Here is a 14,624-nt window from a genome sequence, read left to right as displayed (position 1 = left end):
GGATATAGGAAGCTAATGAGCGTGTACGGGGAAGTTGTTGAATGCCTTGTACGGCGGGCGCTGTGGGCTTTGTACCCGGAACCTGGCCAACCTGGGGTGGATATGCCGGCAGAGGTGTAGAGCGGTGTTACTAAGGCGACGCAGACAGGTAGGTGGTGGCGTTATAAGCTAGCGGGAGATCGCTTGCGGGCATGAAAAAAGGGCGCTGTTGCGCCCCTTTTTATATGTTGACGGTAGTATGGGATTAGCCCAGAGCTACGCGTTTGAATTCGATAACAGTGAGTGAACTGTCGATGCTCTTCAGGTACTCACCTACGCTCTTACCGCTGTCTTTTACGAAAGCTTGTGGGAGGAGGGTTTGTTCTTTGAAGAATGCATTGAGTTTGCCTTCTGCGATCTTGTTGATCATTTCGTCGGGCTTACCGGCCATCTTGGGATCGTTCTTGATCAGCTCGGTGATCACACCTCTTTCACGCTCGATGGTTGCAGCAGGTACTGAGTTAGCGTCAACAGCTACGGGGCTCATAGCAGCGATCTGCATGGCTACGTCGCGGCCGGCATCACCAGCATCTTTGTTGAAACCTACGAGTACACCGAGACGGTTGGCACCGTGGATATAAGAAGCAACATAATCGGCATCGATACGCTCGAACTTGGTGATACCGATCTTTTCGCCGATAGAAGCGAGTTTATCGTTTACCAGGTCAGCGATCTTAGCACCACCGATGGTTACGCTATTGAGGTCTTCGAGGCTTTTTACATTGGCTTCCACAGCAGCATCGATGATGGTTTGTGCGAAGGCAACAAAATCAGCGTTCTTGCTTACGAAGTCGGTTTCACAGCTAACGCAGAGTGCGATACCTGTTTTGTTGTCGGCAGTAGTTTTAGCCAGCACAACACCTTCTTTCGCTTCGCGGTCGCCACGGAGAGCAGCCACTTTAGCACCTTTCTTACGGAGCCAGTCGATGGCAGCTTCGAAGTCGCCGTTGGTTTCAGTTAAGGCCTTGCGACAGTCCATCATACCAGCGCCGGTCATTTGGCGCAATTTGTTAATATCAGCGGCTGTAATAGCAACAGATGACATAATAGTAATTTGAAGATTTGATAATTTGAAATGTTGAGAATGCGCTTGTGCAAGTTGCTTCACAGATCCAGGGTCGCACGCAGTTCTCAGTTACTAAATTATTAAGCTGGGAGAAGTATCGAATCAGAATTCAGAATCCAGAATACTGAAGGTTGTTCAGCGTTCTGGATCCGAATATTATTGAATGCTGAGTGTCAATTATCTTCCACCACCTCTGCGGGCACCACCACCGGGTACGCGACGCTTAGCAGCGTGACCACCGGGGCCGCCGGGACCACCTTGACCACGGGGAGCACCACCGCGGCCACCACGACCAGCTTCAGATTCAGCTTCCGCTTGCATGCGGGCTGCTTTCCGTTCTTGTTCGTCGTCGGTTGTTTCTTCTACTTCTTCGTCTTTAGCAGCCTGACGCTCGGCCAGACCTTCAGCGATAGCAGCAGTGATGTATTGTGTGATGATAGCGATAGACTTGGTAGCATCATCGTTGGAGGGGATCGCAAAGTCGACCTTGTTGGGATCGCAGTTGGTATCCACCATACCGAAGGTCAGGATGCCCAGGCGCTTAGCTTCAGCGAGCGCGATGTGTTCGTGACCGATGTCGATGATGAAGAGAGCAGCGGGTACGCGGCCGAGTTGTGCGATACCACCGAGAACTTTGTCCATCTTATCGCGGTCGCGACCGAGGGTCAGTTTCTCTTTTTTGGTAAGGCTTTCTGCGCCGGTTTCGCCGAGGAGTTTGTCGATGCTCTGCATCTTCTTCACGCTCTTACGAACGGTGTTGAAGTTGGTGAGCATACCACCGAGCCAACGTTCTGTAACGTAAGGCATGTTGATGCGTTTTGCGCATTCGGTAACGATTTCCTTAGCTTGTTTCTTAGTTCCTACGAACATGATCTTTTTACCGCTACGAGCGATTTGCTTGAGGGCGGCAGCAGTTTCCTGCAGGTGCTCGGTAGTTTTGTTCAGATCAATGATGTGAATACCTTTCTTCTCAGCGAAGATGTAAGGCAACATCTTTGGGTTCCACTTCTTCCGCAGGTGACCGAAGTGTACACCGGCTTCGAGGAGCTGCTGTTGCAATGAAGTGTTATTTTCCATTTTATTATTTCAGCTTTTAGCTATCAGCTTGCGGCCTTTAGCAATTTGATGATGATTTTTCTCACAATGGCATTTGCCGGAGGTGAATAACAACCGGCAAATAGCCAGGGTGTATTAACGTTTAGAGAACTGGTAGCTTCTACGCGCTTTCTTGTGACCGAATTTCTTACGTTCAACAGAGCGGGGATCGCGTTTCAGTACACCAGCAGCCTTCAGCGCGGGGCGCAGTTCGGCGTTGAGCTCAACGAGGGCGCGGGCGATACCGAGCTTAGCGGCTTCAGCCTGGCCTTTCATACCACCACCGGCAGCATTGATCTTAACATCAAATTTGTCCAGGGATTGAACTGTCTTCAGGGGCAGTTCTACCTGATTTTGCAGGTATACCAGAGCGAAATATTCTTTGTAGTCTTTGTCGTTGACTGTGATCTTACCGTTTCCTTTGCTCAGGAAGATCCTGGTCACAGCTTCTTTACGACGGCCTACTGCGTTTTTCTGCTTTTCCATGTATTTGGTACAATTAGAAAGTTAATGGTTGAGGTTTCTGTGCAGCGTGCTCGTGCTTGTCGCCGGCATACACAAACAATTTCTTGAACATTTTGCGACCGAGACGGTTCTTAGGCAACATGCCTTTTACTGCGCGCTCAACCACTAATTCGGGTCTGCGTTTCAGCAGATCTTTTGCTGCTTCGCCTTTTTGACCACCGGGATAACCTGAGAAGGTCAGGTATTCCTTGTCTTCCAGCTTGTTACCGGTAAACTTTACCTTTTCGGCGTTAATAACGATAACATAGTCTCCGCAATCAACATGTGGCGTATAATATGCTTTGTTCTTACCACGAAGAACAGCAGCAATCTTAGCGCACACGCGTCCCACGGTTTGATTGGTACCATCCACAACATACCAGTTGTGAGTAACGGTAGCCGCATTCGCATGCTTGGTAGTGAAATGTAATTTGCTCATTGTAATTTGTTCTTTTTAAATGTTTGCCTTCCTTTCGGAAGACCACCGCCAACCCGGTGAAATGAAAATGGAGCGCAAAGGTACGGTGATGTAAGTCGATAAACAAAGAATTGCGAACGTTATTTTCGCGCACACCTTTCCAACTTGCTGGTTTTCAATAAATATTTTGCATTAAAGTTTTTGAGGAGGCCCGAAAGTGGCGAAAATACTGGGTTTTGGGAGGAATTGGTCGGTCAACCATCGCTCAGCGATCGCTCTACCATTGGTAAAGTATCGGTTTTGAGCGATGGATGGCCGATGGATGAGCGGTGGATGGTGGGAGGTTCGGAGGCGGGGGAAGCCAGGTTTATAGCCTGTCGGCAGCCCGAAAATGGCCTACAGGTAGCACTCACATAGCCTAAATATGGCCTCTACCATTGAGGAGCGAGTGCGACCTGCAGGCAACCGGCAGGCAAAGCGCAGGCAGGCAGGCGGCTAATGGAGGATCGGCTGGGAGCAGAAAACCGACCAGGGTCCAGGGCTGATCGGGGCAAATCAGACTGCCATACCGTTGAACCTGTATAGAATTATCGGTACTACTCCTGGACTGCTTGTATGGAACTGGTATGCAACTGGTATGGGGCCCTATGAAGGAGTACCAGTTTCTTAGGATATCCCTACCTATTTGCAAGCAATAACCAGCCTGCTTCATCGAGGTGAGGAGGTAGCCAGGTCGTGTAATCGGGCTTAAAAAGCATGACATTTATGCCATTTTAGCATCAAATTTGCTGTATAGTAGGTACTCTACAGCATGTTTATTATGTATCCGCTCCTACTACGCTTCCCCTACTTCAGCGCCACCGCGCTGGCCTGCCACCCGCATAAAAGGACTCTCGGTTTACTCTAGGTTTACTTCCTGTTTACTCTCGCTTTACTTTAGGTTTACTTGAAACACGGGAACACTACGCGTCAGGCTCTTTATCGCTACCAGACGGAGTACCTGTTGTCGCACCAGCAAGGCCAGCGGCCCGATACACCGCGCAGCCAGTTTGTCAGCTTTTCGAATTCGCGGCTCATTTGAAAACCGACACTTGCCAAAACCCGTAGATGTGCTGGCGCCATGCTACTGCGCCGTCACCAAACTAACGATTATGGCCAAGCAAATTGGAATTGTCAAGATTACTGGCATGCTGGAAGACCTGGTCTTTTATGAGCATCCTGAAGATGGGGCGTTGGTGCGCACGAAATCGCGTAAGACCAGCGAGCAAATGAAGGCATCGCCCGACTACCAGCAAACCCTGCAAAACGCTGCCGAATTCACCAACAGCATTCACAGCGGCGAATTGCTTCGGAAGGCATTTAGACCGCTCCTGTTTCCCATCGCTGATGGCAAACTGAGCAGCCGCATGAATAAGGTAATGTTGGAGATCATTCAGCTAGACACCCTGCAAGATTTTGGGGAGCGGATGGTGCAGCCCGGCAGTGCGGCGATGCTGGAGGGTTTTGAGTTTAACTGTCATAGTCCGCTTAAGACCTCTTTTCTTGCGCCCTACACCATTACAGCCGACGCGACGGCCGGACTGATCCATATCGATATTCCCCCTTTTGCTCCTAACAAGGCAGTAGTAGCCAACGGCTATGTAAAAACCGTCAAGCTGGTAAGCGGTGCGGCCACGATCGATTTTGAACGGGAAAGCTATTCGAACGACTTCTGGAAAACCGAGCCCATCACCCTGGACAACGAGCCGGTGGAGCCCCTGCGGTTTTCATACCCCTTCCAACTCGCTCCCGGGCAGGTATTCTTCCTGACGCTCGGCCTGCAACAATGGGTGCATATGGACGAACTGCCGAAAAAAGACATCAGCAAACGCAAATACTGGCTTGTGCGAAAAATGCGGGATGCGCATAAGATGATGCCGTTTACGGGAGGGATGGTGGTTGTGCGGGTAGCCATTTTTGGAAATAGCACCCGGCTTTCTTAATATTACAGCATGTCTATTCACCAGCTCGGCAGAAGTAGTTTCGGCGATCCGGCCAACGCCGGCAAGCTCATGACCATCCAGGAAGCACATCAACTATTGGAAGCATGGGTACCCAATGAACGCCTGCGCCTGCACATGAAACAGGTGGCCGCCGTCATGAAAGCCTGGGCCATCGAACGGGAAGGCGCCGATGAACAAACAGCCCTCAAATGGGAGCTGGCCGGCCTGCTCCACGACGCCGACTGGGAAAAAAGTCCTAACGACCACTGCCGCATCATCATCGAAGAACTCGAACGCCACAACATCGACCCCGACGTGATCCATTGCATTGCCTCGCACGGTCCCCGCTACTTCGGTGTAGAGCCCGTCAACTCCATGGACAAAATGATCTATATGTTTGACGAGCTCTCCGGTTTCATCCACGCCGCGGCCCTCATACGCCCCACCCGCTACGAAGGCCTTGACCCCAAAAGCATCCTCAAAAAACTGAAGACGCTCAACTTTGCCGCCCAGGTGAACCGCGACGATATCACCGACGCCCAATCACGCATCGACACACCCCTGGAAGAGATCATTCAATTCGTGATCGATCACCAGAAAGACGTCGCCTAGATACGTACGCAGCCGCACCAGTCAATTCGCCACCCCCTTATCCGCATTTCCCGACCATCGTTTAAGCCACCGATATGAACAGACTTGTCATCGCCCTCATCATGGGTCTCATCATTTTCCTGATCGTACCCTACCTATACATCCCTTCCATCATCCGAAAATCGATGATAGCCATCGCGCCCGCAGCACCATCCGCTGCACAGGTAGCGCTCCTCGATGAATCGCACTGGAAAAACTGGTGGCCCTATTATGAAGCTGACAGCAGCAAACCCAATAACGGCACCTACTACTACAACGGGCACCCCTTCCGTGCAGGCAAGAAATTCGTATCCGGCATCGAGCTCATCTCCGACCATGCCGGAGACAGCACCAAAGGCCTCCTGCTCTTCATCCCCCATGGCAAAGACTCCGTACGCATCACCTGGGAACTGGTCGTTAACGCGGGGAAAGACCCTATCACCCGTATGTTGCGCAACAAAAGAAGCAAGCAACTACAAAAAGACATGAGCGTGATCCTGCAAAAGATTGCCACCTATGTCAGCAATCCCGAAAATATTTACGGTATCAAAGTAGAACACCGCAGACTGTCCGACAGCCTGCTGCTGATGACACGCACCAATCTCCCGCACGACCCGACGCTCACCGACGTATATAACATGGCCTCTACGCTGCAGCAATACGCCGCCAAAACCGGCGCCACCGTCGCCAACGCCCCCATGCTCCATGTACGTCAGACCGACCGCAACGAAGTGGAGGTCATGGTGGCCCTGCCCATCAATAAAGTAGTCAATGGCGCAGGCCGGGTCGAATTCAAACGCATGTATCCCGGTAATGTATTGATCACCGAAATACAAGGCGGCCCCTACACCATCAACAAAGCCTTTCAACAACTACAACAATACGCCTACGACAATCAATACACTTCTCCCGCGATCCCTTTCGAATCGCTGGTCACCGATCGCACCAAAGAAGCTGATACCACCAAGTGGATCACCCGTATCTATTACCCGGTATTTTAAAGGAAAGATGCCGCAGTGTACGCGGACTTATCGTTGTGGCGCCCATCGCAGCACCACCGTACTATCGTTGTTCTTTGCCAATACAAATGCCTCCTTACCGCCTATGCGAACAGAACTGATACGGCGCACCTGGCCATTGATCGGCTTGCCATTGACAGCCGCCGCCCGCCAGCCCGCTTTGCCGCCATTCACCAATATGGTACCCAAATCGGCATCGTACCGTCCCATCTGTATATTGTTATCGTAGAAATTGCCTCCCAACAAGATATCGGGCAATGAATCGCCGTTCGCCTGTACCACCACTGCATCTTTATAAGGTGTCAGCTGTGCTTGCCAGGGCATTGCCTGTAGCGCGAACTTCCCGCTGCCTTCATTGATCAGGATAGCATTGCTGAAATAATCAGCCAAAAATTTCTCCGACGCATTCAGCTTCTCTACCGTCAACAACTCATCCAATGTCGCCTTAGCAAAGTCGCCCGCATACAAAAAGCGCTTCTTCAACACCGGTATCTGCCGCTGCAATTCATCTTTATTGGCAAAGGGTATCTCTCGACCATCGACGTAATAGGTCATTACGGTTTCCTTGCGCCCATTGTCATCGAAATCCGCATAATACAGGCGCACCGGTTCTTTTTCTGAAGCAGTCAGCCGACTATTGAGTCCGAGGTTGCCCGCCACGAAGTCGATATCACCATCCTGATCAACATCTACCGGCAACAGGAAATTCCACCACCCCTTGCGTTGCGTGATCCACTGGCGGGTAAACTTCCCCTTGTCATTAATGTAAGCCGCAATACCATCCCACTCCATGGAAATCACGAGGTCCTGGTCACCGTCTTTATCGATATCGACCCACTTGCCCTGGGTGACGAAACCCGGCTGCTGCAGATCGGGCGCCTGCTTCGCCGTGACATCGCTGAACTTACCCGAACCGTCGTTCTGTAATAAATAGGATCGCGGCAGCTTACCAAACTCAAACGGAAACGCCCTGCCGCCCACAAAGAGATCGACAAACCCGTCGCCATTGAAATCGCAAGGTGCCACGCAGGAGGCTGTCATGAATATATCGGCAAAGGCATCGTCCTTCTTTGTCAAATGCCCCTTGCCGTCGTTGAGGTACACGCGCGGTAAGAGAAAAGCATCGTGCCCGTAATATTCATTGCCGCCACTGGCTACCACCAGGTCGGGGTATCGATCATTGTTGACGTCTACCCAGCAGGCATCTACATCTTCATAGGTGCTGTCATTTTCCAGCGCCGGTTGCAGCGATCGCTGAAAACGTCCGCCCTTGCTTTGCAGGAACAGTACGTTCTTTTTCCATTTGGAATCTCCAATAAACACATCGTCCAATCCGTCTCCATTCATATCGCCCACCGCCAATGCCGGCCCTTCGGTGGAAACCATATGCGGAATGAGCGGCTCGCGATCAAACTCTACAAAGTTGTTTTCCTGGTGCCGGTATTGCAAACCCGTACCGGCAGTAATATCCTCCAGTGGATGTAAGTCGCTTTTTATGACTGAAAGACGTTTGTAGTCGAAGGCCGGCCACTTACCGGGCACGTACTGAAGTTCCAGTTGGTGACTAGGCTCCAGGGTCAGTGGCTGGTAAGTATTATCAGGCCATACCACGAACGCTGAATCGATCTCAGCGCTATCCAGGCCGATGTGCAAGGGCAACTCCATCGAAGACTGAAAGCCATGCACCGGGAACTTTTCATAGGTCCGGACGCCATCATGGGCATATACGATCACCTTAGTGCCAATGGCTTTTGTGTTACCAGCGGGGCCCTTTAACTGTACCGATAGATAACCATGTGGCTGCTGGTCGTTGCAGGTATTGCGGTATACCAGGGCCGGCTCGTCGATGTTGTTGACGACGATATCGAGATCTCCGTCATTATCGAGGTCGGCATAGATGGCCCCATTGGAATAGGTCTTCTGACTGTTGGCAATCCGCTTGCCCTCGTCGACAAACGACAGGTTGCCTTTGTTGTGGAAGAACCGGTTAGGCAGCTTGATCTCCGGAAACTTATTGACCAGCGACATTTCCTTATCGTCCATCTGCCCTGCGCGGATCTTTTGCTGTATCTCCTCATTGGATACATACGTCACGTAATCGATATCGTTGAGTCGTTTGGGAATACCGTTGGAGACGAACAGGTCTTTCAACCCATCATTGTCAAAGTCCATCCACAGGGGCGCCCACGACCAGTCCGTGGCATACACGCCGGCATACAATCCCACTTCACTAAATTGCCCATTGCCCCGGTTGTACTGCAAGGCATTGCGGGCATACTGGTAATTGTATCCATGTTTCACCTTGGCAAAGAACACATCGTAGGCGTCCTCTCCCAGCGATCGCTTCAGGATATACGGATCGGAAGGCAGCATGTCCATGGAGATGATCTCGGGCCAGGCATCATTGTTCACGTCGGCCACATCTACGCCCATGGAAAACTGGCTGGTGTGCATGATGCTTCCCGTCAGCGTATCACGGAATGTACCGTCATGCTGGTTGATGTACAGGTAGTCGTTTTCGTGAAAGTCGTTGCCGATGTAGAGGTCGGGCCAGCCATCGAGGTTGATATCCGACACCGCTATCCCCAGGCCATACCCGATAATGGAGCTGTTGATACCCGACTCGCGGGTTACATTGGTAAAATGCCCTTTATCGTTGCGAAATAGTCGATGCCCCGAGAGGCTGTCATAAGTACCGGCATAAGCGGTACGGGGCTGAAAAGTGCTGTTGTACCGCAGTGAATGATTGAGCAGGTACATATCGAGGTCGCCGTCGAGGTCATAGTCGAAAAAAGCCGCCTGGGTACTGAAGCCGGAGAAATCGAGCCCGTAGGCTTTTGCCTGCTCCTGGTATTGGGGAATGCCCTGCTGAATGCCCGTGCAGATAAGCAGCTGGTTGTGGCTTTGCAGGGTTTCGTAGTTGCCTACCCGGCAGATATAGATATCGAGCAAGCCGTCGCCATTGACATCGGCCACCGACACGCCGGTACTCCAGGCTGTATCCCGGGGAATGTTGGCTTCGGCAGAAATATCCCTGAAATGCAGGTTGCCTTCGTTGAGGTATAACTGATTGGGTTGCTGGTTGGCGGCAAAAAAAAGATCTATCCGTCCATCGTTGTTGAAATCGCCTGCCCCGACACCGGCGCCATTGTAGAAGTACATATACTTCAACATGTTAACGGCATTGCTGGGGGTGAGTTTGTTGGCGAAATGCAGGCCGGTGCTGTTGTGGTCGAGTACTTCGAAGAGGGGATCTTTGACCGTTTCTTCATTGCTTCTACAGCCCGTTGTCAGCAGGAGGTAATAACCGAGGCAGACTGTCAACGCGGTGCGTAATTGGGTCGGGCTCATAGCAGCAATGTTCGTTTAAACAAACATAGGAGAAATTATCGGGAATGGGAAGGGGAAAGGCGGCCGTCGAGGAAGGCGGGTGGGGAAGGAGTCGAGGCGGCGGGGAAAAGACCCGAAAGCTCAAACTTTGATAGGCATCGAACGGATGCGCCTACGGTAGTGAACCTGCACCGCGAGACCTTGCGAAGGACAAGTAGCAGCGGGCTACGCTAAAATCTACAAAAAAGCCTGTACCGAAAAGTCGATACAGGCTCAGAAACGTTATGCGGAAACGATGCATTATCCGATCAGGTGGGTCAGCAGGCCGTCGCGCAGCTTCGGCTCAAACCAGGTGCTTTTGGGCGGCATTACATTGCCGCTGTCGGCAATATCAAACAACTGCTGGATGGTAACGGGGTGCAGGCTGAAGGCCACCGCCATTTCGCCGCTGTTGACGCGCTTTTCCAGTTCGCCCAGACCGCGGATACCGCCTACGAAATCGATGCGCTTGTCGGTACGCTGGTCTTTTATGCCGAGCAATTTATCGAGCACATTATTGGAGAGGATGGAGACATCCAGCACGCCGATAGGATCGGTGGTGTAGGTACCTTCTTTGGAGGTCAGCTTGTACCACTGGCCTTTGAGGTACATACCAAACTCGTGCAGGTTGGCTGGCGCCAGGGCCGATCCGATTTTCTCCACGGCAAAATCAGCTTCGAGCTGCTTCAGCAGTTCAGCCTCTGTCAGTCCGTTGAGGTCTTTCACCACGCGGTTGTAATCCATGATGTACAACTGATCCGAGGGGAAGAGGGTCGTCAGGAAGTAGTTGGCTTCTGGTGTAGCCTGTGCACCGAGCGCTTTGCGCACCTTGGCAGCAGAGGCTGCGCGGTGGTGACCATCGGCGATATAGGTAGCCGGTACCAGGGTCGCGAAAATATCGGTGATCGCCTTGATGGCCTGGTCACTGTTCACCACCCAAACGGTATGGCTGATGTTGTCGTCGGCGGTGAAGTTGTACACCGGGTGGTGCCCTGCCTTCCAATCGTCGATGAGCTTATCGAGCTCTTTTACGTTGCGGTATGCCAGGAATACATTGCCTGTTTGTGCACCGGAGGTCTTGATATGGTTGATACGGTCCTGTTCTTTTTCAGGGCGGGTGAATTCATGCTTCTTGATGATGTCCTGCTCATAGTCATCGACGGAACTGCCGGCTACGAGACCCGTCTGGCTACGACCGTTCATGACGAGCTGGTAAATATAATAGCAAGGTTTGTCTTCACGAAACAGCACATTGCGCTGTATAAAGGCGTTGAGGTTTTGTTTAGCCTTGTCGTATACTTCCTGGGTATGGATATCGACCGACTCCGGCAGGGAGATCTCTGACTTGGTGATGTGCAGGAAGCTGTTGGCATTGCCGGCGGCTTCTTCACGGGCCTCTTTGCTGTTGAGTACATCATAAGGGCGGGAAGCTACCTGGCTGGCCAGTTCTGGTTGTGGTCTTAATGCTTTAAATGGTTGTATGGATGCCATATGGTTATCGTTGTGTTTATCCTTTACGTTGTGCGAAATCTTTCATCAATGCCGTGAGGGCCTGTACGCCTTCCAGTGGCATCGCGTTGTACAAGGAGGCACGGAAGCCACCGATGGTGCGGTATCCCTTCACGCCCACCAATCCGTTTTCTTTGCAGAGTGCCAGGAATTCTTTTTCCAGGTTGGCATCGTCCATCACAAAGGTCACGTTCATCTTACTACGGTCTTCTTTGGCGGCGGTGCCTTTGAAGATGGGCAATTGGTCGATGGTGCTGTACAGGAGGGCCGCTTTCTGGTCGTTGATCTTTTCGATGGCTGGTACTCCACCCTGCTCTTTGAGCCAGCGGAGGGTCAGCATACAAACATATACGGCGAATACCGGCGGGGTATTGAGCATGGAACCATTTTCAATGTGGTTGCGGTAGTCCATCATCACCGGCAGCTTGCGATCCACTTTACCCAGTATATTCTTGTTCACCACCACGAGGTTGACGCCGGCCGCACCCACATTCTTCTGCGCCCCTGCGTAGATGAGATCGTATTTATTGAAGTCGAGTGAACGGCTGAGGATATCGCTGCTCATATCGGCTACAATGGGTACGCCTGCGTCATAAAAAGGCTGCAGGTCCTGCCATTGGGTACCGTAGATGGTATTGTTGGTGGTGATGTGAACGTATTTCGCCGTTTTGGGAATGATCATGTTCTTGGGCAGGTAGGTGTAGTTGTCTTCTTTTGAACTACCCACTACTTCCACATGGCCATACAGGCGTGCTTCTTTGATGGCCTTGGCACCCCAGATATCGGTATCGGTGTAGGCCGCCACCTCGTTGTCGTTGAGCAGGTTCATAGGGATCTGAAAGAACTGGGTAGAGGCTCCGCCGTGGAGGAACAATACTTCATGGTCGGCATCTAGTTGCATCAGTTCCTTCACCAGTGACCTTGCTTCGTCCATGACGGCCTGGAAGGTTTCAGTACGGTGACCAATTTCGAGGATGGAGAGCCCGGAGTTGTTGAAGTTCAGGACTGCCTGTGCGGCTTGTTCGAATACTGTTTTGGGCAAGATGCTGGGGCCAGCATTGAAGTTGTAGATCGCTGATTTCACGGCACTAATGTTTCCTTGTTAAAAAAAAGAATGGCGAAGGTACTAATAGTTTCCGGCTTTCCGGTCCCCAAAAGGGGTAGTTTGGAGGCCAGCTGCAGAATATTCCATTATATATGTAGACTAATTCGCTCAAACCCATCTCAGTCGCAGGACCTGGCTGGTGAAGGCGCTTTTTTCCATTGCTGGTTGAGGGCTTCGAAGGCAGCCAGATCGGCCGCAGTAAAAGGCCGGTCGACCAGCTGTTTCAGGTCGGGTTGGCCTGCATTGACCCAGGCCGTATACCAGCAGGAGGCGACGGCGAAGATGGATTGCCTCATCCGGCGCTCCACCATCCTATTGAGCCGGTCATTGTACCGGCGGCAATAGGCGGCGGCATACTGCCGGGTAATGACTCCGTTGCGGTCTTCGAACGAAAATTTCTGATCGGCCGGAAACTCCCGGGTCAGCAGGGCTTCCGATCGAAGTACGGTATCGGCTGCCGCTGCACTTTCCAGCACCCGATCCTATATAAAATCGCCGACCTTATCGATATAGGCAGCCTTGCCGATCCATAGATCCCACTCCTTATCTGCCAGCAGTTCCGGTATACGTGACTCCCAGAAGCCGTGTATGCCGTGTTGCCCGGTATGCTGGCCGTTGTGGTTGCTGCAGGCATGCAGGGGTACATGTGCGTCGCCGATATAGTGGCCCAGGTCGGCGGAGAACTTGAGTATCTTATTCCGGTCCTTTTCGCGGAAAGCTTCGGTAAGTCGGTGCACCATCGTTTGTATCCACCAGGGCACAACGCCATATCGCATCAGGGTATCTTCGGAGTATTTAGCCACGGCTTTGTGCCACTGGCGCGGCAAGGAATCGTAGGGAAAGGTTCCATAGTGATCGATGTCGATGTAGTGCCGTGGACCTTCGACGGCGACTATATAACGTCGCTTGTCCGGGTCTACCGCATGTTCACGCAGGAAAGCACTATGCGGCTTGTACAGGACCATCATTTCGGGCGGGAGCAGGTAGATGGCCATTTCATTGATCTTGCGGTGGGCAAAGAAGCCCCAGCAATAGCTGTACAGAGCAAGGCACAGCAACAAGGCTGTGCAGGTGGTTTTCTTCATAAGCAATCGATATATTGGTATGGCCACGGGCAGGAGGTACACGTACTGCCCGTGGCTTCTCTGGTCCTATTTCTTGTTATCGTGTTCGTCGTCGATATGGGTAACGCCTCCGGATATGGCAAACTTCATGGCATCGGTGGAGCTGATATCCGTTAATAAGCGTACGCGGTCGCGTTTTACGAAATAGAGGCGGCCGGTGAAGGCGTAGGATTGGGGCACGTAGACGGCCACGTGTTCTGCCAGGCCAAACTCGCCCAGTTCCTGTTGGGTGATAAAGCCGATCTGCCATACGTCGGTCGATTCTACGCTTACCAGTACCGACTGATCGAATTTGCGTTTATCGCCGGCAAAGGCCTCAAAGAAATCTTTCAGGGTGCTGTAAATAAGCTTGATACCCGGGGTGCGCTCGAGTATTTTATCAAACAGTTCCACTAACCTGCTGACAATAAAGGACGGTGAGATATAACCTACCAGGATGACGATCAGCATGACCAGCGCGAATCCCAAACCGGGAAACCGAACGGCGTTTCCGTCCTTGTCGGTTTCGATCAGGTGCGGGAATATTTTCTGTATCAGGCTGGGCAGGATACCATCTACGAAATTAAATAATGCTGTTACTGCATATATGGTGATGGCGATGGGCGCGAGGATGATGAGACCCTGTAAAAAATACTGAAACGACTTCCTCAATAAATGCCTGGTCTTCATGTATAATGGTGATTTGCGACAAAATTACCGATGATGAGCGGTAAAAAAAAGTGACGGAAACTTTCGTAACGCAAAAAGTTTCCATAGTTTTATGC

13 protein-coding genes are annotated in these 14,624 nt (G+C 51.7%); 3 read left to right on the top strand and 10 right to left on the bottom strand.

The window, feature by feature from the left end:
- Positions 1-244: 244 nt before the first annotated feature.
- The 4 genes from tsf to rplM all read right to left on the bottom strand — a co-directional run bounded on the left by tsf (position 245) and on the right by rplM (position 3,143).
- The gene (gene tsf / locus P2W70_RS02230) at positions 245-1,084 is read right to left on the bottom strand and encodes a translation elongation factor Ts (RefSeq protein WP_276479793.1); all 840 of its coding nucleotides are present in this window, start codon (positions 1,082-1,084) and stop codon (positions 245-247) included.
- A 198-nt stretch (positions 1,085-1,282) separates the two neighbouring features.
- The gene (rpsB, locus tag P2W70_RS02225) at positions 1,283-2,182 is read right to left on the bottom strand and encodes a 30S ribosomal protein S2 (RefSeq protein WP_276479792.1); all 900 of its coding nucleotides are present in this window, start codon (positions 2,180-2,182) and stop codon (positions 1,283-1,285) included.
- A gap of 114 nt (positions 2,183-2,296) precedes the next feature.
- Complete coding sequence (rpsI, locus tag P2W70_RS02220; RefSeq protein WP_276479791.1) at positions 2,297-2,686, bottom strand: 30S ribosomal protein S9; 390 nt, start codon at positions 2,684-2,686, stop codon at positions 2,297-2,299.
- A gap of 13 nt (positions 2,687-2,699) precedes the next feature.
- Positions 2,700-3,143 (bottom strand): 50S ribosomal protein L13, encoded by a 444-nt coding sequence (rplM, locus tag P2W70_RS02215; RefSeq protein WP_276479790.1) that lies wholly within the window; start codon positions 3,141-3,143, stop codon positions 2,700-2,702.
- Between the two features lie 1,130 nt (positions 3,144-4,273).
- On the opposite strand from rplM, the gene P2W70_RS02210 reads away from it, so the two are divergent.
- The 3 genes from P2W70_RS02210 (at position 4,274) to P2W70_RS02200 (ending at position 6,735) form a co-directional block, all read left to right on the top strand.
- A complete protein-coding gene (locus P2W70_RS02210; protein ID WP_276479789.1) occupies positions 4,274-5,104 on the top strand; it encodes a hypothetical protein in 831 nt (276 codons plus the stop codon).
- A gap of 9 nt (positions 5,105-5,113) precedes the next feature.
- Entirely contained in the window at positions 5,114-5,716 is a 603-nt protein-coding gene (locus tag P2W70_RS02205; RefSeq protein WP_276479788.1) for a hydrolase, read from the top strand.
- Positions 5,717-5,790: 74 nt separating this feature from the next.
- A complete protein-coding gene (locus tag P2W70_RS02200) occupies positions 5,791-6,735 on the top strand; it encodes a GyrI-like domain-containing protein (RefSeq protein WP_276479787.1) in 945 nt (314 codons plus the stop codon).
- 27 nt (positions 6,736-6,762) lie between these two features.
- On the opposite strand, the gene P2W70_RS02195 is transcribed toward P2W70_RS02200, so the two are convergent.
- From P2W70_RS02195 to P2W70_RS02170, 6 genes are all read right to left on the bottom strand, one after another.
- A complete protein-coding gene (locus tag P2W70_RS02195) occupies positions 6,763-10,104 on the bottom strand; it encodes a VCBS repeat-containing protein (protein ID WP_276479786.1) in 3,342 nt (1,113 codons plus the stop codon).
- Between the two features lie 279 nt (positions 10,105-10,383).
- Positions 10,384-11,613, bottom strand: a complete 1,230-nt coding sequence (locus P2W70_RS02190; RefSeq protein ID WP_276479785.1) for a DUF1015 domain-containing protein — start codon at positions 11,611-11,613, stop codon at positions 10,384-10,386.
- A gap of 16 nt (positions 11,614-11,629) precedes the next feature.
- Positions 11,630-12,715 (bottom strand): 3-phosphoserine/phosphohydroxythreonine transaminase, encoded by a 1,086-nt coding sequence (serC, locus tag P2W70_RS02185; protein ID WP_276479784.1) that lies wholly within the window; start codon positions 12,713-12,715, stop codon positions 11,630-11,632.
- 140 nt (positions 12,716-12,855) lie between these two features.
- Entirely contained in the window at positions 12,856-13,212 is a 357-nt protein-coding gene (locus P2W70_RS02180; protein ID WP_276479783.1) for a phospholipase C/P1 nuclease family protein, read from the bottom strand.
- Between the two features lie 6 nt (positions 13,213-13,218).
- Complete coding sequence (locus P2W70_RS02175) at positions 13,219-13,821, bottom strand: zinc dependent phospholipase C family protein (protein ID WP_276479782.1); 603 nt, start codon at positions 13,819-13,821, stop codon at positions 13,219-13,221.
- A gap of 66 nt (positions 13,822-13,887) precedes the next feature.
- Entirely contained in the window at positions 13,888-14,529 is a 642-nt protein-coding gene (locus P2W70_RS02170) for a DUF502 domain-containing protein (protein WP_276479781.1), read from the bottom strand.
- Positions 14,530-14,624 lie beyond the last annotated feature (95 nt).

This window comes from Paraflavitalea pollutisoli, from assembly GCF_029360705.1.
Lineage (GTDB): Bacteria > Bacteroidota > Bacteroidia > Chitinophagales > Chitinophagaceae > Paraflavitalea > Paraflavitalea pollutisoli.
The sequence above is the reverse complement of the archived record's forward strand: the minus strand, read 5'-3'. Positions and strand labels throughout refer to the sequence as shown.